Source organism: Qingshengfaniella alkalisoli, from assembly GCF_007855645.1.
GTDB classification, from domain to species: domain Bacteria; phylum Pseudomonadota; class Alphaproteobacteria; order Rhodobacterales; family Rhodobacteraceae; genus Qingshengfaniella; species Qingshengfaniella alkalisoli.
In genome coordinates this window covers 1,835,757-1,854,773 of record NZ_CP042261.1, presented here as the reverse complement: position 1 = coordinate 1,854,773, position 19,017 = coordinate 1,835,757, and the positions used below count along the sequence as shown (strand labels likewise).

At 58.9% G+C, this 19,017-nt stretch carries 20 protein-coding genes; 7 read left to right on the top strand and 13 right to left on the bottom strand.

Going from position 1 to position 19,017, the window contains the following annotated elements:
• The first annotated feature begins 435 nt into the window (after nt 1-435).
• Both FPZ52_RS09325 and bfr read left to right on the top strand, forming a co-directional pair.
• Nucleotides 436-729, top strand: coding sequence for a (2Fe-2S)-binding protein (locus FPZ52_RS09325; RefSeq protein WP_146365178.1), 294 nt, complete (start codon nt 436-438; stop codon nt 727-729).
• Complete coding sequence (gene bfr, locus FPZ52_RS09320) at nt 677-1,162, top strand: bacterioferritin (RefSeq protein WP_146365177.1); 486 nt, start codon at nt 677-679, stop codon at nt 1,160-1,162. The genes FPZ52_RS09325 and bfr overlap by 53 nt, the downstream gene beginning before the upstream one ends.
• Nucleotides 1,163-1,666: 504 nt before the next feature.
• On the opposite strand, the gene FPZ52_RS09315 is transcribed toward bfr, so the two are convergent.
• On the bottom strand, nt 1,667-2,209 hold the full coding sequence (locus tag FPZ52_RS09315) for a DUF3306 domain-containing protein (RefSeq protein ID WP_146365176.1): 543 nt from the start codon (nt 2,207-2,209) through the stop codon (nt 1,667-1,669).
• A gap of 1 nt (nt 2,210) precedes the next feature.
• Entirely contained in the window at nt 2,211-2,747 is a 537-nt protein-coding gene (locus tag FPZ52_RS09310; protein ID WP_146365175.1) for a DUF3305 domain-containing protein, read from the bottom strand.
• A gap of 115 nt (nt 2,748-2,862) precedes the next feature.
• Here FPZ52_RS09310 and FPZ52_RS09305 point away from each other — a divergent pair, with 115 nt between their 5' ends.
• On the top strand, nt 2,863-4,890 hold the full coding sequence (locus FPZ52_RS09305) for a 4Fe-4S binding protein (protein ID WP_146365174.1): 2,028 nt from the start codon (nt 2,863-2,865) through the stop codon (nt 4,888-4,890).
• Here the strand turns inward: FPZ52_RS09305 and FPZ52_RS09300 are convergent, their stop codons facing one another.
• The 11 genes from FPZ52_RS09300 to FPZ52_RS09255 form a co-directional block, all read right to left on the bottom strand.
• Nucleotides 4,891-5,226 carry a hypothetical protein gene (locus FPZ52_RS09300; RefSeq protein ID WP_146365173.1) on the bottom strand — a complete coding sequence of 112 codons (336 nt, stop codon included), beginning with the start codon at nt 5,224-5,226 and terminating at the stop codon, nt 4,891-4,893.
• A 19-nt stretch (nt 5,227-5,245) separates the two neighbouring features.
• On the bottom strand, nt 5,246-6,214 hold the full coding sequence (locus FPZ52_RS09295; protein ID WP_146365172.1) for a DUF6352 family protein: 969 nt from the start codon (nt 6,212-6,214) through the stop codon (nt 5,246-5,248).
• On the bottom strand, nt 6,204-6,911 hold the full coding sequence (locus FPZ52_RS09290) for a biotin/lipoate--protein ligase family protein (protein ID WP_146365171.1): 708 nt from the start codon (nt 6,909-6,911) through the stop codon (nt 6,204-6,206). Before FPZ52_RS09290 ends, FPZ52_RS09295 begins: the two co-directional genes overlap by 11 nt.
• Nucleotides 6,908-7,111, bottom strand: coding sequence for a DUF6494 family protein (locus tag FPZ52_RS09285; RefSeq protein ID WP_146365170.1), 204 nt, complete (start codon nt 7,109-7,111; stop codon nt 6,908-6,910). The genes FPZ52_RS09290 and FPZ52_RS09285 overlap by 4 nt, the downstream gene beginning before the upstream one ends.
• Nucleotides 7,112-7,126: 15 nt before the next feature.
• A complete protein-coding gene (locus FPZ52_RS19410) occupies nt 7,127-7,258 on the bottom strand; it encodes a hypothetical protein (RefSeq protein WP_276617437.1) in 132 nt (43 codons plus the stop codon).
• A 12-nt stretch (nt 7,259-7,270) separates the two neighbouring features.
• Complete coding sequence (locus tag FPZ52_RS09280; protein WP_205758583.1) at nt 7,271-8,362, bottom strand: formate dehydrogenase subunit gamma; 1,092 nt, start codon at nt 8,360-8,362, stop codon at nt 7,271-7,273.
• A 41-nt stretch (nt 8,363-8,403) separates the two neighbouring features.
• Complete coding sequence (gene fdh3B, locus FPZ52_RS09275) at nt 8,404-8,997, bottom strand: formate dehydrogenase FDH3 subunit beta (RefSeq protein WP_146365169.1); 594 nt, start codon at nt 8,995-8,997, stop codon at nt 8,404-8,406.
• A 15-nt stretch (nt 8,998-9,012) separates the two neighbouring features.
• Nucleotides 9,013-12,018: a formate dehydrogenase subunit alpha gene (locus FPZ52_RS09270; protein WP_146365168.1), complete on the bottom strand. Its 3,006-nt coding sequence runs from the start codon at nt 12,016-12,018 to the stop codon at nt 9,013-9,015.
• Nucleotides 12,019-12,125: 107 nt separating this feature from the next.
• On the bottom strand, nt 12,126-12,323 hold the full coding sequence (locus FPZ52_RS09265) for a twin-arginine translocation signal domain-containing protein (protein WP_146365167.1): 198 nt from the start codon (nt 12,321-12,323) through the stop codon (nt 12,126-12,128).
• A gap of 40 nt (nt 12,324-12,363) precedes the next feature.
• Entirely contained in the window at nt 12,364-12,966 is a 603-nt protein-coding gene (locus FPZ52_RS09260; protein WP_240804334.1) for a TorD/DmsD family molecular chaperone, read from the bottom strand.
• A gap of 118 nt (nt 12,967-13,084) precedes the next feature.
• Nucleotides 13,085-14,191: an Mrp/NBP35 family ATP-binding protein gene (locus FPZ52_RS09255; RefSeq protein WP_146365165.1), complete on the bottom strand. Its 1,107-nt coding sequence runs from the start codon at nt 14,189-14,191 to the stop codon at nt 13,085-13,087.
• 174 nt (nt 14,192-14,365) lie between these two features.
• Here FPZ52_RS09255 and FPZ52_RS09250 point away from each other — a divergent pair, with 174 nt between their 5' ends.
• The 4 genes from FPZ52_RS09250 (at nt 14,366) to FPZ52_RS09235 (ending at nt 19,016) form a co-directional block, all read left to right on the top strand.
• Nucleotides 14,366-15,856: a SulP family inorganic anion transporter gene (locus FPZ52_RS09250; RefSeq protein WP_205758582.1), complete on the top strand. Its 1,491-nt coding sequence runs from the start codon at nt 14,366-14,368 to the stop codon at nt 15,854-15,856.
• Between the two features lie 10 nt (nt 15,857-15,866).
• A complete protein-coding gene (locus tag FPZ52_RS09245) occupies nt 15,867-16,715 on the top strand; it encodes a universal stress protein (protein WP_146365164.1) in 849 nt (282 codons plus the stop codon).
• A 69-nt stretch (nt 16,716-16,784) separates the two neighbouring features.
• Complete coding sequence (locus FPZ52_RS09240; RefSeq protein ID WP_146365163.1) at nt 16,785-17,924, top strand: capsular polysaccharide export protein, LipB/KpsS family; 1,140 nt, start codon at nt 16,785-16,787, stop codon at nt 17,922-17,924.
• 69 nt (nt 17,925-17,993) lie between these two features.
• Complete coding sequence (locus FPZ52_RS09235) at nt 17,994-19,016, top strand: aspartate-semialdehyde dehydrogenase (protein WP_146365162.1); 1,023 nt, start codon at nt 17,994-17,996, stop codon at nt 19,014-19,016.
• Nucleotide 19,017 lies beyond the last annotated feature (1 nt).

Here is a 19,017-nt window from a genome sequence, read left to right as displayed (position 1 = left end):
ACCATCTGCCAACGATATTGATATTTCCTGAAACACATTGCAACCCGTCAAAACAACGACCGATATCTAACATACTTACAGATAACGTAATTTCGTGCATCATGGCGTTTCACTACGTGTCGGGAAATTCGCGAAATGGCCGTCACCCAATCCGCCACAAACCAATCGCATGCAAAAGCCGCCTTCAATCATTTCATAGAGCGCTGTTCGTGCTCTTTTGCGTCGAGATGGTCCTTCTCTCGTTCTGCCCATCATGTGTCGAGATCGAGCGCGGCTTTATCTGTCAAATACAGTTGCTAGCACTTGTGTGCGTCACAGGCTGTTGATTGTGAGTAAAACAATCGGAATTGACATTGCTGATGGTTTTACTCAGATTGAGCTCGCACGACTTGGTGATTCATCGTTCCAAGTTCGACGTCGCCGAAGGGGTTCTAAATGCTTGTATGCCATTGCAACGCGATCACGGATCACGAGATCCGCAGCGCTGTTGACTGGATGCGTGCATCCGACCCCGAAACGGTCATCACTCCCGGCAAAGTCTATCGTGCGCTTGGCAAGCGCCCCGATTGTGGCGGCTGCCTACCGGTTTTCCTTGCAACTATGGAAAATTGTGACAGTTTTGAGGTTCCAATGCAGTTGCGCGGCCTGAGGCGCGCGCCGACACAGGGGACCCAAGATGAAGGGCGACACCAAAGTAATCGAGTATCTCAACGCCGCGCTCAGAAGTGAGCTAACGGCCGTCAGCCAGTACTGGCTGCATTATCGTCTTCAGGAAGACTGGGGCTACGGCAAGATCGCGGACAAGTCCCGTGCCGAAAGCATCGAAGAAATGCATCATGCCGACAAGCTGATCGAACGAATCATTTTTCTTGAAGGTCATCCGAACCTGCAAAAGCTGGACCCTCTCCGCATCGGCCAGGACCTGAAAGAAACGCTGGAAGCGGATCTTGCGGGTGAACACGATGCACGCACGCTTTACATCGAGGCGCGCGAGCATTGCGACAAGGTCGGCGACTACGTTTCCAAGAATCTGTTCGAGGAACTTATCACGGATGAAGAAGGTCACATTGACTTTCTGGAAACGCAGATCGAGCTGTACGACACGCTCGGCAAAGAAAAATACGGTCTTCTTAACGCGAAATCCGCGGACGAATCTGAATGACCAGTGGGTGAGGGCCGGCGCGAACGGCCCTTCCTTCGCCTACAAGCTGAAGATCGTGCCCGGATTCATGATGTTGTCCGGATCGGTCCCTTGATCCCGCGCATCGTGTCAAGCGCAGCTGATCCAGATCTCTAATAGGTATGCTTCGTCTCGCCTTGACCGATGCCATGTCGGGCCATAGAGCGCGGATCGGCAGCTTCGGTGGCAGGGAGGCGATCATCGCACGCGGCGTGCGGACGACCTGTTCCAAGTCCGAAGATGCCTGATCCGTGACAGTAGACCAACATATCTCTGGCCAAGACGGCAGGCCGGTGGCGCGAAGTTCGGCGTTCAGATGGCTCGCCCGATCTGCACCCTGCCCCGAACAGCTATCTCAGCAGATGAATAGAAGAGGAAATGCCGGCGTCGTTTAGTGTGAGCGGCGTGCTCACGGTCATTGCAGTCTCGCTGGTTGTCGACTGTCTTGATGGTCTAGGCCCGTAGCGCAGCCATACCAAGAATGGTTCAGGCGGTATCCAGCCCGAGGCGGTGGCGTAGAGAGACTTTCGGCATTGTGTCAGCGTCATCCGGGATATCTTCGGTCTCGGGCAACCCCTGCCGTTCATTGACTGGCGCTGAGGGCGAAGGCTCGGCCTGCGCGACCTCCTCGCTTGGTGCGGTTTTTTCCGGCTCAGACAGGGTTTCAGCTATCCGTTTGGCGTATCCTTTGCCAGCCTCCCATGCGGATTTGTAGCCAGGCTGCACTTGTTTGGGGTCGTGAAAATCCTCGGCGTGATCGACCAACCCGTCGAGATTGGCGAACACGGGATCGCCGCGCCAAACCGTCGCCAGCGCCCTGTTGCGCAGAAGATGGGGCACGCCTGCCTTAAAGAACACCGACAGGTCAGAATGGCGGGTCAGGCTCGTGAGGTCGATGTCTTCGGCGGCCTTACGATTTGTTTCCAGCTCTTCGTCGGATACTGCGGGCAGGGCGTCGTCCGGAGCCTCGGGTGTTGCTGGTTCACGTTTGCGGCGGGACCAGCGGGTCAGGAAATCTTCGTGGGTCATGCTATTGCCGTGTCAGCGGGGTAAAGACGGGGTGCTTGCCGAATTTCTGTTCCTCGATGTCAAGACGGTCCCGTTTGCGCTTCTTGAACGGCATATCGATGTGATGATGCTCGACAAAGGCTTGGATGAATGCAGCGACAGGATCCGGCATCGGCAGTTTCTCGACCAGCAGGCTGTCGCCGTCCAGCCAGTCCTGCGCGTCATAGGATGACGCCGTGACACCCTTCAGCTTCCACGGAAATCCGGGCTCATCCGTTTGAGGGGCAAGCGCGACATAAATCTCCGGCGTGTTCAGCATAAGGTTCAGGCGCAGGGCTTCACTGTCCTTGCGGTGCAGGGCAACGGTTGTGAAACCGGCATAGTAACGCGTCAGGTCGTCGGCAGAATGCATGACGGTCCAGCGCGCCAGCGACAGATCGAGGGCGTGAAAGACCTCCACAGGTTTCCAGCCCCAGTCCATCCAAGGATGGTTGGAGCGTCGTTTCTCGACGATCACGCCCACCGGAAGACTGGTTTCGCGCTGTTCGATGCTTGGCATGGGAACCTCCTTGTGTCCGATAGTAGTGCATGACAGTTGCAGCGCAAGTTGTGGTTGAGATGCGTGGGGCAAGTGCCTAGTCTCGATATCAGCATAGTGCCAGCCAGAGGGTCGAATGACCGTAGCCACGCCAAAATGCCTGCTTTGCACCTGCGGCAAAACGATGTCGTTTGATACGGTGAAGTCGGGCGAGCGCAACGATCTAGCGTCAGTATCGAACGAATTGTGTCGTGCGCAGCTCTCCCGATTCGAGGAAGCGTTGGGCCTGGGCGGTCCGCTGCTGGTCGGCTGCACGCAGGAGGCCCCGCTGTTTGCCGAAATCGCGGAAGAAGCGGGACGGAGTGACGTCACCTTCGTCAACATTCGCGAAACGGCCGGTTGGTCGCAGGACGCGACACACGCCGGTCCCAAGATTGAGGCGCTACTTGCCGGGGCTTCGTATCGGGCGGCGCCAGCACGCCTGAAGACGATCAATTCGGATGGCTCATGTCTGGTATATGGCAAGGGGCAACAGGCCTATGATTTGGCAAGGCATCTGTCGTCGCATCTGTCCGTCACGCTGGTCTTGCGGGACGTGGATGATTTTCTGCCGCCAGTCACCGCCGATGTCCCGGTTTTTCGAGGACGGGTGCGTAGCGTGACGGGATCTTTTGGTGGCTTCCGCGTTACTTTCGCGGATCATGCGGCGCTGCGGCCAAGTTCGCGCGATGTCCCCAGATTTGTACCGCAGTCGTTACCGCCAGACACGCAATACTCCCTGATCGTCGATGTCAGCGGTGGCCGACCATTGGTCAGCGGCGAAGCACATCGCGACGGCTATTTCCGCGTGGATCCGGCACGTCCTGCGGCAGTTATGGAAGCGGTGTTGCAAGCGGTGGACATGGTCGGGGAGTTCGAGAAGCCGATCTATGTCAGCTACGACGCCCCTGTCTGCGCACATTCCCGGTCAAAGATCGCGGGATGCAGCAAATGTCTGGATGCGTGTCCCGCAAGCGCGATTTCGGAAGACGGGGACGGCGTATCGATTGACCCGCTCATTTGCGGCGGCTGCGGAAGCTGCGCGGCTGTCTGCCCGACAGGAGCGATCACCTATCGCTATCCGGCGCGCGTTGATCTGGTCGGGCGCGTGCAGTTGATGATTCGGCGTTACTATGATGCGGGGGGCGAGGATGCGGTGCTACTGCTGTATCCTGAGGGCTTTGGTGATGAATTGATCGCCATGATGGCTCGATTCGGTCGTGGGCTACCCGCCAATGTCATTCCGCAGCCCCTGCATGCGGCGACCAGTCTGGGGCATGTCGAAATGGCTGCGCTGCTCGCCAGCGGTGTCGGACGAATTGTTTGTTTGACGGACCCCGCATTGGGTGCGGAGATCGAGCCCCTGCAGTATGAAACCGATCTTGCCAATCGGATATGCACTGGGCTGGGGCAGGGCCAGGACAAGGTTGTGCTGGTCGAGGATGCCGATCCTGAGAAAATCGAAGAACTGCTATGGTCTGCGCCCAAGCCAGCGAGCGCCGTGCGCAGTTTCGTCAACGCTGCGGGTGCCAAGCGAGAAACCGCGCGCCTGGCCTTTTCGGCCCTGAATGTTGCGGGGGTGGAGCGGGTCGACAGTCTGCCTGCGAACGCGCCTTACGGGCGCGTTAATATAGATACCAGTGCCTGCACGCTTTGCATGTCCTGCGTGTCGGCTTGTCCGGCCAGCGCAATGATGGATACTCCCGGGGTGCCGACGCTTCGGTTCACGGAGGCGGCTTGTGTTCAGTGCGGGCTGTGCGTTGCGACCTGTCCGGAAGATGCGCTGTCGTTGGAACCGCAACTGAATCTGTCACCCGATGCTATGCGCCCCGAGACCTTGAAGGAGGATGAACCCTTCGCCTGCATTTCTTGCGGTGAAGAGTTTGCCCCGAGATCCACCATTGAACGGATACGCAGCAAGTTGGCGGGCCAGCATTCCATGTTTGCAACGGCTGACCGGGCACGCCTAATCGAGATGTGCGATACCTGCCGCGTCAAGGCGCAGGCGGAAGGTGGCGATGACCCCTTCAGCTATCGCGCGAAGCCCTTGACCCGCACCACGGAAGACGACCTGCGCGAACGCGACGCTGCGCTGTCGCCGAAAGATTTTGTGATTGACGACTGATCACTTCTGGTGTTGCGCGTAGCAAAGCTGCTCGGCGTTTTGCCGGAAATCTTCGTACTGGTGATCGCTCAGGATGCCTTCTGATTGCATCTGCTCGACATCACCGATGCGTTTGGTCAGGCAGTCCTGTAGGGCGACATTGACGACATTCGCGTCCGGTTTGGGCTGTTCGATGATCGCGGGCGCGGACAGGTTGCCGCGCACCAGCGCTGTGATCTCCGTGTTCCAACTCGCCCAGAGAGCGAACAAAAGCAGGGCCGCAATCACGAGCGCGATCAGGCGTGCCCAGATCGAATCCAGAAAGCCTCGGCTGCGCTGGTCTGCTGTGCTGTCCATGAGAACCCTCCTGTTTCGTTCATTCTAGCCCAATCGGCAGATTTTTCAGCAGATTTTGTGGTTTGAAGACCAGATTGTCTCGTTCATTGAACGCCAGGCCAAGATAGATCGGCTTGCCCCGCATCGTGTCGATCATGGCGGACGGGTTCAGAACCTCCATTCGGAACAGCGCAAGAATATGTCTTAGCTGGTCATCGTCCAAAGTATCACCGGAATAGAGCGCATTCAGTAAACGTGTTGCTGTGGCATCGCAGCCTATATGCCAACTCCACCGCGTGTCACGGATGGACTGCATTGCCTGAATCCGCGTCTCGATCCCCGTGAAATGACGAACCCACAGACGTATGACCCTCGCCAGCGCATCCTGCGCGGGCTGAGTGAAGCGGAAATCGAGCGCTGTATCGAACTTATCGGAGCGTGGCCAGTAAAGACCTGCCATCTCGGGGGTAAGCACGTCGATGGCGATTTCCTGGCCGGCCCTGTCAGAACGCAAGTCAACGATTTCTGCGTCGGCCAGCATCAACTGGTCCTCGCCCAGGCGAACGCGTTGCGGGCGGAAGAACAACTCGGCCGCGCGGACGGTCAACGGGTCAAGTTCTTCATTCAGGATGTTGCGCAGGATGAGGTGGGCCATCTGATCGAGAAACACCGGCGGAAAGGTCACGCGGCCCGCTTCGAAAGCGGTGCTGTATGCGCGTTCGACCGTTCCGGTGCTCACCAGATGATCGCGGAAAGCCAGCACCATGCGGTAGTTGTCGGCGGTGTCCTTGTCCGCGATCTGGCTGATCCGTTGGTCGGGTATCTCAAGACGCGGTTGCTGCATCAGTGCGTCGAACAACGCGATCTCGACGGGGCAGCTATCCTCGATCGGGTGAATCTCGGGCCGTGTCAGATAGGCGCGCAACAGATCATCCGTGACGGTCAACCAACCATTTTCATCCCGCGACACAAGATGGAAGCCGGAAGATTTCCAGAAGTCACGTGGCATGGTTCTCTCTTAGGTTGTGCAGTAGATGCAGTGTGGTTGGGTTTTCGCCGGTTCGGGTTACGGCGTTTCCTTCTGCGTCCATGTCGTGCCAATCGTCCTTATGACGCCCTGCCAATGGTTGGTGCGCATCCAGTCGTCGGAGCCACTGCTTTCGGATATCGTCAAATCCGTTGCGTTCCCATTCATCAAGCCATCGCAACAGATGGCGCGCTGCCATGGCTATGAGTTGTCCGGGCCGGATATCTTCGCAACCCTCGTCAGCGAAACAGGTTTGTTCAGGCGTATCGCCGGGTTCAATGCATCTGGACTTCGGAGACATACTTAGGTCGCCCCCAATCACCAGCCATTCGGGATAGTCGACATTTTCCATCGCGATCCGCGCATGTCCGACCCGAGCACCGTTCAGGAAGATCACATCGGGCCAGCCATAGGTCACGCCAATCTGGGGCGGAGCCAAACTGCCGATAGCGTCACCGATGGCCAACATTGCGACCAGCAGCATTTGTGCGCTGGCCGCAGCATTGACTTCCGGCTCCAGGATCAAGGTGAATTCGCAGCGATCGTCCGATGTGGTCCAGACCAGATCGGTTGCGCCCAGTTCGCTCCGCGCTACCCCTTCCAACGCCGCCCGGAACGCGGATACTCCGGAAGGTGCAGGATGTGCGGTGAGGAGGGCCGGAAACTCCGGTCCGATCATTCTGGGGCGTCGGTCAGGTCGATGTCTCCGGTCACGACATGCTTCAGATCGGTGCCTTCAGCGGTCAGTTCGACGCGGACGTGGAGCTTGTCCTGCCCGGCAATATCGGTGTTGCGCACGATAGATTCGATTTCCTGCTGCGAGGTCACACCAACCTGCTTCAGGAATTTGCGCATGGACATGTTGAAACTGTCGGACATCTGCTTCCTCTTTGCTCAATCCAGCCGGACACTGCCATTGTCGGACGTATATCGACTTTGCGAACTGGTATCGAGATTGTCCGTCACCAACCACGCGCCGACCGCGATAACCACGGTTGCAAGGATGCCAAGCAGAATGGATTTCACGACATGCCCTTTCTACTCCGCCGGGGTGTGTGATGACCGGGGCGTGTCTTTGCCGAGCTTTTCCGCGACCCACAGAGAATGGTGTTCTTTCGCCCAGTTCAGATCGACATCGCCATGCGTCATGGCATCAACCGCGCCCTCCATGCCAACTGTGCCGATGTAGATATGCGCGATGATGATGGCGATCATGATCGCAGCCATGATCGTGTGCCAGATTTCCTGAAATTGTTGTTCCTGATGGATCGTCAGATCTGTGGGCAGCGTTGTTCCGAAGATCGCATTCACATGGCTGAAGGTATCCGCGAACATGGTTGTCGTGAAAGGCGTCAGCAATGCCCAGCCCGACAGCGCAAGCGACGTGCCGCAGACGATGACCGCCCAGAATATCCCTTTCTGGCCAGCGTTGAATTTGTGTGCAGGTGGGTGGCCGCCGCCAAACAGGCCACCGCCGCGTGCAATCCAGACCAGGTCGCTTGGGCGTGGAATATTGTGTATGACCCACATAACGAAGATGATCGCGATGCCGGCCATGAAGGCGAAGCCGACATAATTGTGGATGTGCTTACCCCAATAGGCCAACACCGAGAACGCTTCATGTCCCATCAGCGGGATAAGGATTTTGCGCCCGAACAGCAGGCTCAGTCCGGTCAGAGCGAGCAGCACGAAACTGGATGCGATCATCCAGTGGGCGCTGCGTTCAACCAAGGTAAACCGTTTGATGGTCTGTCCGGATTTCCCGGCGTCGATCCGGATGCGACCACGCAGCGCAAAGAAGATCGACAGCAGTACCAGCATGCCAGTGATGATCCACGCGGTGTACATCGCGAGCGGGCCGTTGCGCGTCAGTTCCCAGTCATGGCCCGCGGATTGAATCAACTGGTTGCCCATTGGCACACGGGACTGCGATGTGAAGCTGTCGCCCGCTCGCACCGCGCGCCACAGGTCCGCATCTGACGACCCTGCCGCATTCGTATCACCAGGCGTCGCGCCATTGATCGGCCCGCTACCGGGGCTTTGCGCAAATGCGACCGGCGCGACGCATGTCAGGACCACAAGCAGCAGAACGCGAGCCATGCGTGTCAGGCAGGCGAAAAGACTGATCATTCTGACCTCCTGTTACGACGGGAAGCTGCGCTCATGCCGGATCAGCCGCCTTTCTGGTCATAGGCTGTGCCCCAGCCCCAAGCGCCTGCACCGAAACCACGGGCGACGATACGTTCGCGGTAAATATCGGAGACCGTGTCACCATCGCCCGCCAGAAGCGCCTTGGTCGAACACATCTCGGCGCAAAGCGGAAGCTTGCCCTCGGCGATGCGGTTGCGCCCGTATTTCTGGAACTCTTCGGAGGAATTGCTTTCTTCTGGCCCGCCCGCGCAGAAGGTGCACTTGTCCATCTTGCCGCGCGAGCCGAAATTCGCGGCCTGCGGGAATTGCGGTGCGCCGAAGGGGCAGGCGTAGAAGCAATAACCGCAGCCGATGCACAAATCCTTGGAATGCAGTACGATTCCATCTTCGGTCTGGTAGAAGCAGTCGACTGGGCAGACCGCCATGCAAGGCGCGTCGGAACAGTGCATGCAGGCGACCGATATGGACCGCTCTCCGGGTTTGCCGTCATTGATCGTGACTACGCGCCGCCGGTTGACGCCCCATGGAACTTCATGCTCGTTCTTGCACGCGGTGACACACGCGTTGCATTCGATGCAGCGTTCGGCGTCGCAAAGGAATTTCATTCGTGCCATGTTCTGTTTTCTCCCTTACGCCACTTCAATCTTGCAAAGCGTCGTCTTTGTTTCCTGCATCTGCGTCACGCTGTCATAGCCATAGGTTTGGGCGGTGTTCGCCGCCTCGCCCAGAACATAAGGGTCCGCGCCCGCAGGATACTTGTCGCGCCGGTCTTCGCCCTGGAAGTGCCCGCCGAAATGGAAAGGCATGAAGGCAACGCCGCGCCCGACGCGTTCGGTCAGCATCGCCATGACCTTGACGCGTCCACCCTCGGGGCCTTCAACCCAGACCATTTCACCATCTCGCGCGCCAATATTGTTGGCGTCATACGGGTTGATTTCGACGAACATGTCCTGCTGCAGTTCTGCAAGCCAAGGGTTGGATCGTGTTTCATCGCCCCCGCCTTCGTATTCCACCAGTCGGCCGGATGTCAGGATGATCGGGTAGTCCTGGCTGAAGTCCTGCTGCTGGATCGAGGCATAGGCCGTTGGAAGACGATAGAACTTGCGGTCCTCATAGGTGGCGTATTTGTCCAGAAGATCGCGACGTGGGGTGTAGAGCGGCTCTCGGTGGACCGGCACCGGATCGGGGAAGGTCCAGACCACGCAGCGGGCCTTGGCATTGCCGAACGGTGCGCAGCCATGCTCAATCGCAACACGCTGAATGCCGCCCGACAAATCCGTTTTCCAGTTGATCGCGCCTGTGCGTTCATCGTAGTCGCTTGGAACGGACATGCCTTCGGACTCGCCGGTTTCCTCGCCTTCCTGGCCTGTCTCCGGGTCACTTTCATCGACTTGCGCAGCGTCAACGCCCGCCACGAATTCGATCGCGGACAACTCGTCATCCGTCAGGTCGCTATCCCAGCCAAGGCTGCGCAGCATGGCCATCGTGAATTCAGGGTATCCGTCTTCGATTTCCGATCCGACGGGCCATGATCCTTCGGCCAGCAGGTTGTCGCCGTCGCGTTCAACGCCGAAGCGTGCACGGAAGCAAAGCCCGCCCTCGGCCACTGGAACCGAGGTGTCATAGAGGTTAGGCGTGCCGGGATGCCGCATTTCCGGTGTGCCCCAGCAGGGCCACGGCATGCCGTAAACCTCACCATCCAGCGGGCCGCCGACGGCACGCAGGGTGGTCTTGTCGAACATGTGCTGGTTTTCCATATGCGCACGAAGTCGCTCAGGGGATTGGCCGGTATAGCCGATGGTCCACATGCCCTTGTTGAACTCGCGGGTAATGTCTTCGACCAGCGGTTCCTCGCCATTCACCTCGATGTTACGGCACAGGCGATCTTCAAAGCCGAATTTCTTGGCGAATTTGTAGATGATCGTCTGATCAGGCAGGCTCTCAAACAGCGGGTCAACAATCTTTTCGCGCCACTGCAGCGAGCGGTTTGATGCGGTGACCGATCCATATGTTTCAAACTGCGTGCAGGCTGGCAGCAGATACACACCATCCGTGCGGTCATGCATGATCGCTGTAGCGGTCGGGTAAGGGTCGATGACGACGAGCGTGTCGAGTTTTTCCATCGCCTCCTTCATATCCGGCCCGCGCGTTTGCGAGTTTGGCGCATGACCCCAGAAGATCATCGCACGGACATTGTTGGGTTGGTCGATGTTCTCGGCGTCTTCCAGTACCCCGTCGATCCAGCGCGACACGGGGATGCCGTTCTCGTGCATGAGCGGCTTGTCTTCACCGTCCGGCCCCTGAATGGTGGCGAACCGGCCTTTGAGCCAGTCGAGGTCTTCTTCCCAGACGCGCGACCAGTGCGCCCACGCCCCTTCCGTCAAGCCGTAGTAGCCGGGAAGGTCATGGCTGAGTACGCCCAGATCGGTGGCACCCTGCACGTTGTCATGGCCACGGAAGATGTTCGTGCCACCACCCGAAACACCCATGTTCCCCAGTGCAAGCTGAAATACGCAGTACGCGCGGGTGTTATTGTTCCCGATGGTGTGCTGTGTGCCGCCCATGCACCAGATCAGTGTGCCGGGGCGGTTATTGGCCATGGTGCGGGCAACGCGTTTCATCTGGCTTTCGGGAACACCGGTGACCCGTTCGACTTCGTCTGGTGTCCAGTTGTTCACCTCTTCGCGGATCTGGTCCATGCCCCAGACGCGCTGGCGAATGAATTCTCGGTCCTCCCAGCCATTTTCGAAGATATGCCACAGCAGCCCCCAGACGAAGGCCACATCCGTGCCCGGACGCAGGCGGACAAATTCATCGGCATGCGCAGCGGTGCGGGTGAAACGCGGGTCGCAAACGATCAGCGGTGCGTTGTTTTCTTCCTTTGCTTTCAGCAGGTGTTGAAGCGAAACGGGATGCGCCTCAGCCGGGTTGCCGCCGATGATCAGGATCGCGCGGCTGTTGTGGATGTCGTTATAGCTGTTGGTCATGGCGCCGTAGCCCCATGTGTTCGCGACCCCGGATACGGTCGTCGAATGGCAGATGCGCGCCTGGTGATCGACGTTGTTCGTGCCCCAATACGCGGCGAACTTCCGAAATAGATAGGCTTGTTCATTGCTGTGCTTTGCCGATCCGAGCCAATAGACCGAATCCGGCCCACTTTCTTCGCGGACGGACAGCAGGTTGTCGCCCAGTTCTTCGATGGCGTCTTCCCAGCTCATGCGCTGCCATTCGCCGCCGACCAGCTTCATCGGGTATTTCAGGCGTCTTTCGCCATGGGCGTGTTCACGGACTGAGGCGCCTTTTGCGCAATGGGCCCCAAGGTTGAACGGGCTGTCCCAAGCGGGCTCCTGTCCGGTCCAGACGCCATTCTGCACCTCTGCCAGGACCGTGCAGCCGACCGAGCAATGTGTGCAGACGGATTTGATGACCTCGGTGTCGCCGCCGCTGCTGACGGCTTCCTGCGCTTGGGTGGCGTGGCCCGTCGTCAGCGCAGAGACACCAGCAAGACCGCCGACTGTCAGCCCGGAGCGTTTCAGAAAATCACGACGGTTCAGGCCGGAAAGCCCTGCCGGTGCTGCGGAGGGCGCTGGCCGGAATTTTGCCTTGGCAACCCCTGTCCTTTTCTTGCGAAGCATTGCTTTCCTCCCGTAACGCACCGGACCGAGATAGTTGGACCGGCTGGATAGCTGTTGGGGCGTGTGAGCCCTTGGCTGTCTGACCCGATGTACCGGGCCGCGTGACCCTAGAAGCGGGCCAGATCGTAATAGGTCTTGATATGGTCCGTTTCGCGGTAACCATCGCTCTGGTTGGTTCCTGACGCCTCGGCCTCGTCGGATGCGCCGAGTGTCGCGGCGCCTGCGGCGACGGGGGCAAGACCCGCCAGCTTCAGGAACGCGCGACGGTCATGCGCGTTGTCGCTCTTGTGGTTCTGATCGGCCATTGCAGCCTCCTGTCGTCATCCCCGCGCGGTGCGGGCTGTGTCAGATCAAGTCAAACGCCTCGGATTCGATGTCGGTGAACAAAGCCCCGATGCGCCCCAGCGGTTTATAGAAGTGGGCACCTTTCGCGCCTTGCAGATCGCGGAAAAAGTGTTCTGCCCACGACCCGATATGTGATGTGAAGAATTCCCGTTGTGTCGCGTGATCGGCAGGATGTCCGTATTGGCCCGAGATCAGACCGGACATCATTTCCATCAGTGATCCGATATGGTCCTCGGGTTCTTTCACCGACGCCCGCCGTGCGATGCTCAAACGCGCCATGTCCTCGCGCAGCCGTGCCAAGGGTTTTTCGTTCAAGAAGCCCGTCAGGTAGTAGGATTCGAAAGGGATCAATTCACCGCGCCCGAGCCCGATGAACAGCCCTTCGAATTCACGCGTCACGTCCTTCGCGGAACATTCGCGCGCCCGTACTGACAGGTCTCCGAATGCTTGGCCAAGTGGTGTATCGTCGCCTGCCAAGCCGGCGATCAACGCCAGGTCTTCCTGCGACGGCGGCGCAAATAGATGACGGCCGAGAAATCCGTAGATGTCTGCGCGAAGTCGGTCCTCTTCCGGCGGTGCGTTCTGGGCTATTGCTGGCGTCACGCTTGCGTCCCTGTGGCATATCTTACCATAGGATATCAGCACGTCCGGTATAGCCCTGTCAAATGAAGGATTCGACATATTTCAGCAGCTTATCGCGCTGCGTTGCAGCGTGATCGGGTCAGGAAACGGCCTCTGCCTTCAGCCTGTCGCGCACGGTGGAGGCGATGGAAGCATAGAGCTTCGCATGCTCACCATCCGGTGCGGAAACGACCACAGGTGTGCCACCATCGGAATTGCGCCGGATTTCCATGTGCAGTGGGACTTCTCCGAGGAAGGGCACGCCCATGCGGTCGGCCTCCTCCCGCGCGCCGCCATGGCCGAAGATATCGGACTTCTCACCACAGGAGGGGCACAGGAAGTAGCTCATGTTCTCGACGATGCCGAGGATAGGCACGTCAACCTTGCGGAACATGTTCAGCCCCTTGCGCGCGTCGATGAGCGCGATGTCTTGTGGGGTGCTGACGATCACGGCACCGGCCAGTGGGACGTTTTGCGACATTGTCAGCTGTGCGTCGCCCGTCCCCGGCGGCATATCCACGATCATCACATCGAGCGGTGACCAGTCCACCTGCCGCAGCATCTGGGTAATGGCCGACATCACCATAGGTCCACGCCATACCATTGGTGCGTCTTCGTCGACAAGAAATCCCATGGACATGACCTTCAGCCCGAACGCGGTCGGAGGCACCATGCGGCCGTCCACGGCCTCGGGCTTGTCTGAGACGCCAAGCAAGCGAGGCATGGATGGGCCGTAGATGTCGGCATCAAGGATGCCCACCTTCAACCCCTGAGCCTGAAGCGCGAGCGCGAGGTTCACGGATGTTGTCGATTTGCCGACGCCGCCCTTGCCCGATGCCACCGCGATGATCGCGCCGACGCCGGGAATGGGCTCTTTCTTGGGAAGGCCGCCCTTGGGGGGCGCTTGATGGCTGCCCGCAGGTTTCAGGCGCGGCGGTTCGGGTGGGGGCGGGGTAGCGCGTTCGGCAGTCAGCACGGCGATGACCTGTTCCACGCCCTCAATTTCGCGCACCAGATTTTCGGCCGCCTGCCGCATCGGTTCCAGTTCCGGCGCGCGTTCAGGCGGTACGGAAATCGCGAAGGTCACTTTGCCATCTTGCACGTTCAACCCGCTTATCAGGCCGAGCGAAACCAGATCTTCCGTTCGGTCGGGGCCTCGCACACGGGCAAGACGTTCCAGAACGGCTTCTTTGGTGACGGATGACATTGGCGGCTCCTTGGCTCTCGTAATCGTGTCAGACGGTGGCCCTGCGCGGCGGGAAGTTCAAGTGCAATAGGCGATACCTTGAGGTCACGCTTTTCCGGGACACGCATCGCAAGGGTGGCCTTTTGTCGCGTCCGCCTCTAAATGGGCCGCAAATCCTGAAACCGGAGAGTTCCCGTGACAACCGTCAACCTGACAGGCCTTCGCAATGAATGGCTGGGCAATGTTCGCGCCGACCTGCTGGCAGGTCTGGTCGTGGCGCTGGCCCTGATCCCCGAAGCAATCGCCTTTTCCATCATCGCGGGTGTGGACCCGAAAGTCGGACTGTTCGCGTCCTTTTCCATCGCCGTGATCACAGCGATCGTCGGCGGGCGACCGGGAATGATCTCTGCCGCGACTGCTGCAACGGCTGTGCTGATGGTGACCTTGGTACGCGACCACGGGTTGCAATACCTCTTGGCTACCACGGTTCTGGCGGGTTTGTTGCAAATCGCTTGCGGCATGCTGAAGCTTGGCAATGTCATGCGGTTCGTGTCGCGCTCGGTGATGACCGGCTTCGTCAACGCGTTGGCGATCCTGATCTTCATGGCGCAACTGCCCGAGCTGACTGGCGTGACGTGGTTGACCTATGTGATGGTCGCTGCGGGTCTGGCGATCATCTACTTGTTCCCGCGCATCACCACCGCCATCCCGTCACCGTTGATCACGATCGTCGTGCTGACGACGCTGTCGATGGTTCTGGACCTGGACGTACGTGTCGTTGGCGATATGGGGGAATTGCCCTCGACTTTGCCGGTATTCCTGATCCCGGATATTCCGCTGACCTTTGAGACGCTGAAAATCATCTTCCCCGTAGCTGCAGCAATTGCCGTTGTGGGATTGCTGGAAAGCCTGATGACTGCGCAACTCGTGGATGACCTGACCGACACGCCGTCCGACAAGAACCGCGAATGCATCGGACAGGGTGTGGCGAACACCGCCACGGGCTTCATCGGCGGTATGGCGGGTTGTGCGATGATCGGGCAATCCATGATCAACGTGAAATCGGGCGGACGCGGGCGGTTGTCGTGCTTTGCGGCTGGTGTCTTCCTGCTGATCCTGATCGTCGGTCTGGGTGATCTGGTGCGTCAGATTCCGATGCCCGCGCTGGTCGCGATCATGATCATGGTGTCGGTCGGGACGTTCTCGTGGTCCTCGATCAAGCAATTGCGCGAGCATCCGACAAGCTCTTCCATCGTCATGCTGGCGACGGTCGCGACGACGGTCTTCACCCATAACCTTGCGATTGGTGTTCTGGCCGGCGTGCTCCTGTCCGGCATCTTCTTCGCGGGCAAGATCGCCCAGATCTTCCGTGTCACGTCTGAATTGTCCGAGGATGGCCGTCAGCGGACGTACCAGTTCCATGGCCAGTTGTTCTTCGCCTCTGCTGATCAATTTGCGAAGGCGTTTGACTATAATGAGGCGTTGGAGCGCGTCGTCATCGATGTCAGCCGTGCGCATATCTGGGACATTTCCTCTGTTGCGGTGTTGGACATGGCTGTGCTCAAGTTTCGTCGGGAGGGTGCCGAGGTGGAAATCATCGGCATGAACGAGGCGAGCAAGACTATCGTCGACAAGCTGGGTGTGCATGACAAGCCCGGCGCAATGGATGAACTGCTCGGTCATTGAGGAGAAGGCCATGACCAAACTGATCGCGCTGGTGGACGGCTCCACCTATTCCGAAAGCGTCTGCGATTATGCGGCTTGGCTGGCCAGCCGGTCGGGCGGATCCGTCACGGTCGCGCATGTGCTGGGCCATCGGCAGGGGGTCAAGACCGACCTGTCGGGGAATATCGGGCTCGGCGCTCGGTCGGCGCTTCTGGACGAACTGGCAGAGTTGGATGCCGCCAAGGCCAAGCTTGCTCAAAAGCGTGGGCGCGCAATTCTGGACGACGCGAAGGCTCGGATCGGGAAGGATGGCGTCGCGCAGGTGGAGACACGACTGCGCAACGGCGATCTGGTCGAAACACTGCACGAGCTGGAAGCTGATGCCGACATGGTCGTGATCGGCAAGCGCGGTGAGGCGGCAGACTTCGCCAAGCTGCATCTGGGGTCGAATCTGGAGCGGGTCGTGCGCGCGTCACGCAAGCCCACGCTGGTGTGTTCCCGTGCGTTCCAACCGATCGAAACGGTCATGGTGGCCTTCGATGGGGGCGCGGCGTCTCTCAAGGCCGTGGACTACATCTCGCGGGACAAGTCTTTCGCAGGGCTGAAGATCCTTCTTTTGGCGGTCGGCGCTGAATCGACCGAAATGCGGCGCGGGGCTGAAGGTGCAGCTGCACTTCTGCGCGGCGGTGGCTACGAGGTCGAAATCGACATCATCGCTGGCGAGGCCGAGCTAGTCATCCCGGAACAGATCAAGGCGGGTCGTGCGGAATTCGTGGTGATGGGGGCCTATCGTCACTCCCGTATCCGGAACTTGTTCCTGGGATCCACGACGACCGAAGTGATCCGCGAAAGTCAGGTTCCGCTGCTGCTGTTCCGTTAAGTTCTTGGCCCTGCGCGGACCGGCTGCTAGGACAACGGCGGGCGCAGGGTTATCGGAGCAACGGACGGCATGTTCTACTATCTGCAGGATGGCGATCCAGAGATCGATGGCATGATGCGGTCGGTCTGTGAGACCGGTGGCGGCGGAAAGAAAGTCAGAGATATCAGCATCTCACTGCGGGATTATCCCGAGACTGCGGATCGTGCGGCGGAGTCTGTCGCCACGGCGAAACGCCCCCCGCGATCAGAGCGACACCGGAAAACCAAGACCTTCATCTATCGCGTGCAGTACAATTCATTTCGTCGCCGGTTCGAACGTGACCCCGATTCGATAGCTGTGGCTTGGAACGGGTTGACCGGTACACGCCGTGCTTTCATGGCGGCCGCGAAAGATGCGGGTCGGCCCCGGATTTTTATGGAACGCGCGCCGCTTCCCGGGCGAGTGACCGTCGACCCCCAAGGTATCAATCAGCTCAGTTGCTTGCCGCGTCAATCTGATTTCTATCTGGACTGGGCGAATGGCCATGACACCCGTAACGGCAAAGCGTGGATGGAACTTGGCAAGAAGATGACCGCGCGGGCGTCCAAGCGCACGGACGTCGGCCAGGCGGCAAATGCGGCAGGGCTTGATCAGCAGAAGTTCATCTTCTGCCCGCTTCAGGTCCCCGACGATACGCAGATCAGACAGTTCGCTGGATGGGTGGGTGATCTGGACCGGTTCATAGAGGTGTTGGCAGGGGCGAGCGAGCATTTGCCCGAAGGCTGGCACCTGCGCTTCAAGGAACATCCATCGTCGAAGATCCCGCTGGGTGAGGTGCTTTCTGCAGCTGCCAAAGCACATCCGGGACGTATCGTGATCGACAACCAGACAGATACCTTCCGGCAGGTCGATGCCAGCGCGGCGGTGATCACGCTGAATTCATCTGTAGGGCTGCAATCGTTCTTCTACGACAAGCCCGTGTTGGTGCTCGGCGAGGCATTCTTCAATTTCGAAGGGTTGGTGAAGCCCGTTCACAGCCCGGGTCATCTGGCCGAGTTTTTCGAGGTGCCGCGTCTGTTAAGCTATGATGAGCGGCTGCGGGATGCATTCATGAACTATCTTGATCAGGTGTATTACCCGGAGGTGACGTTAGGGTCGGACGGCAAGCCCGTGGTCAATCCGGAGAACGTCCGGAAAAAGATTGAACAGTCGCGCACCTTGGTGCGTTGACAGGCGAGGCTTTCAACTTATCCACGGATGCGCTAGGTAGCGCCCGTTCTTTATCAAGGAGACCCCGTAATGGGCTATAAAGTCGTCGTCGTTGGCGCCACTGGTAATGTGGGCCGCGAAATGCTCAATATCCTGGCCGAGCGCCAGTTTCCCGTCGATGAGATCGCCGTCCTGGCATCGCGCAAATCGCTGGGCACAGAGGTGAGCTTCGGTGACGAGACACTCAAGACCCAGGATCTCGACACATTCGACTTCACCGGCTGGGACATCGCGCTGTTCGCGATTGGTTCTGACGCGACGAAGAAATACGCACCGAAAGCCGCCGCAACCGGCTGCGTGGTGATCGATAACTCATCGCTTTATCGCTACGATCCGCTGGTGCCGCTGGTCGTGCCGGAAGTGAACCCCGAAGCGGTTGATGGATATGGCAAGAAAAATATCATCGCCAACCCGAACTGCTCGACTGCGCAGATGGTTGTTGCGCTGAAGCCGCTGCATGATCGCGCCAAGATCAAGCGTGTGGTTGTCTCGACCTATCAATCCGTGTCTGGTTCCGGCAAGGAAGCGATTGACGAGCTGTGGGATCAGACCAAGGGCATGTATGTGCCGGGTCAGGAAGTTGAGCCGAAGGTGTACCCGAAGCAGATCGCCTTCAACGTGATCCCGCATATCGACGTGTTCCTCGAAGACGGGTCCACGAAAGAAGAATGGAAGATGGTTGCCGAGACGAAGAAGATCGTCGACCCGGCGATCAAAGTCACCGCGACCTGTGTGCGTGTGCCGGTGTTCGTGGGCCACTCGGAATCGATCAACATCGAATTTGAGGATTTTCTGGACGAAGACGAGGCCCGTGATATCCTGCGCGAAGCGCCGGGGATCATGGTCGTCGACAAGCGTGAAGACGGTGGGTACACGACCCCTGTTGAATGCGTGGGCGACTATGCGACGTTCATCAGCCGGATCCGTCAGGATTCTACTATCGAGAACGGTCTGAACATCTGGTGCGTGAGCGACAATCTTCGCAAGGGGGCTGCCCTGAATGCCGTTCAGATCGCTGAAACTCTGGGTAAACGGATTCTCAAGAAGGCCTGAT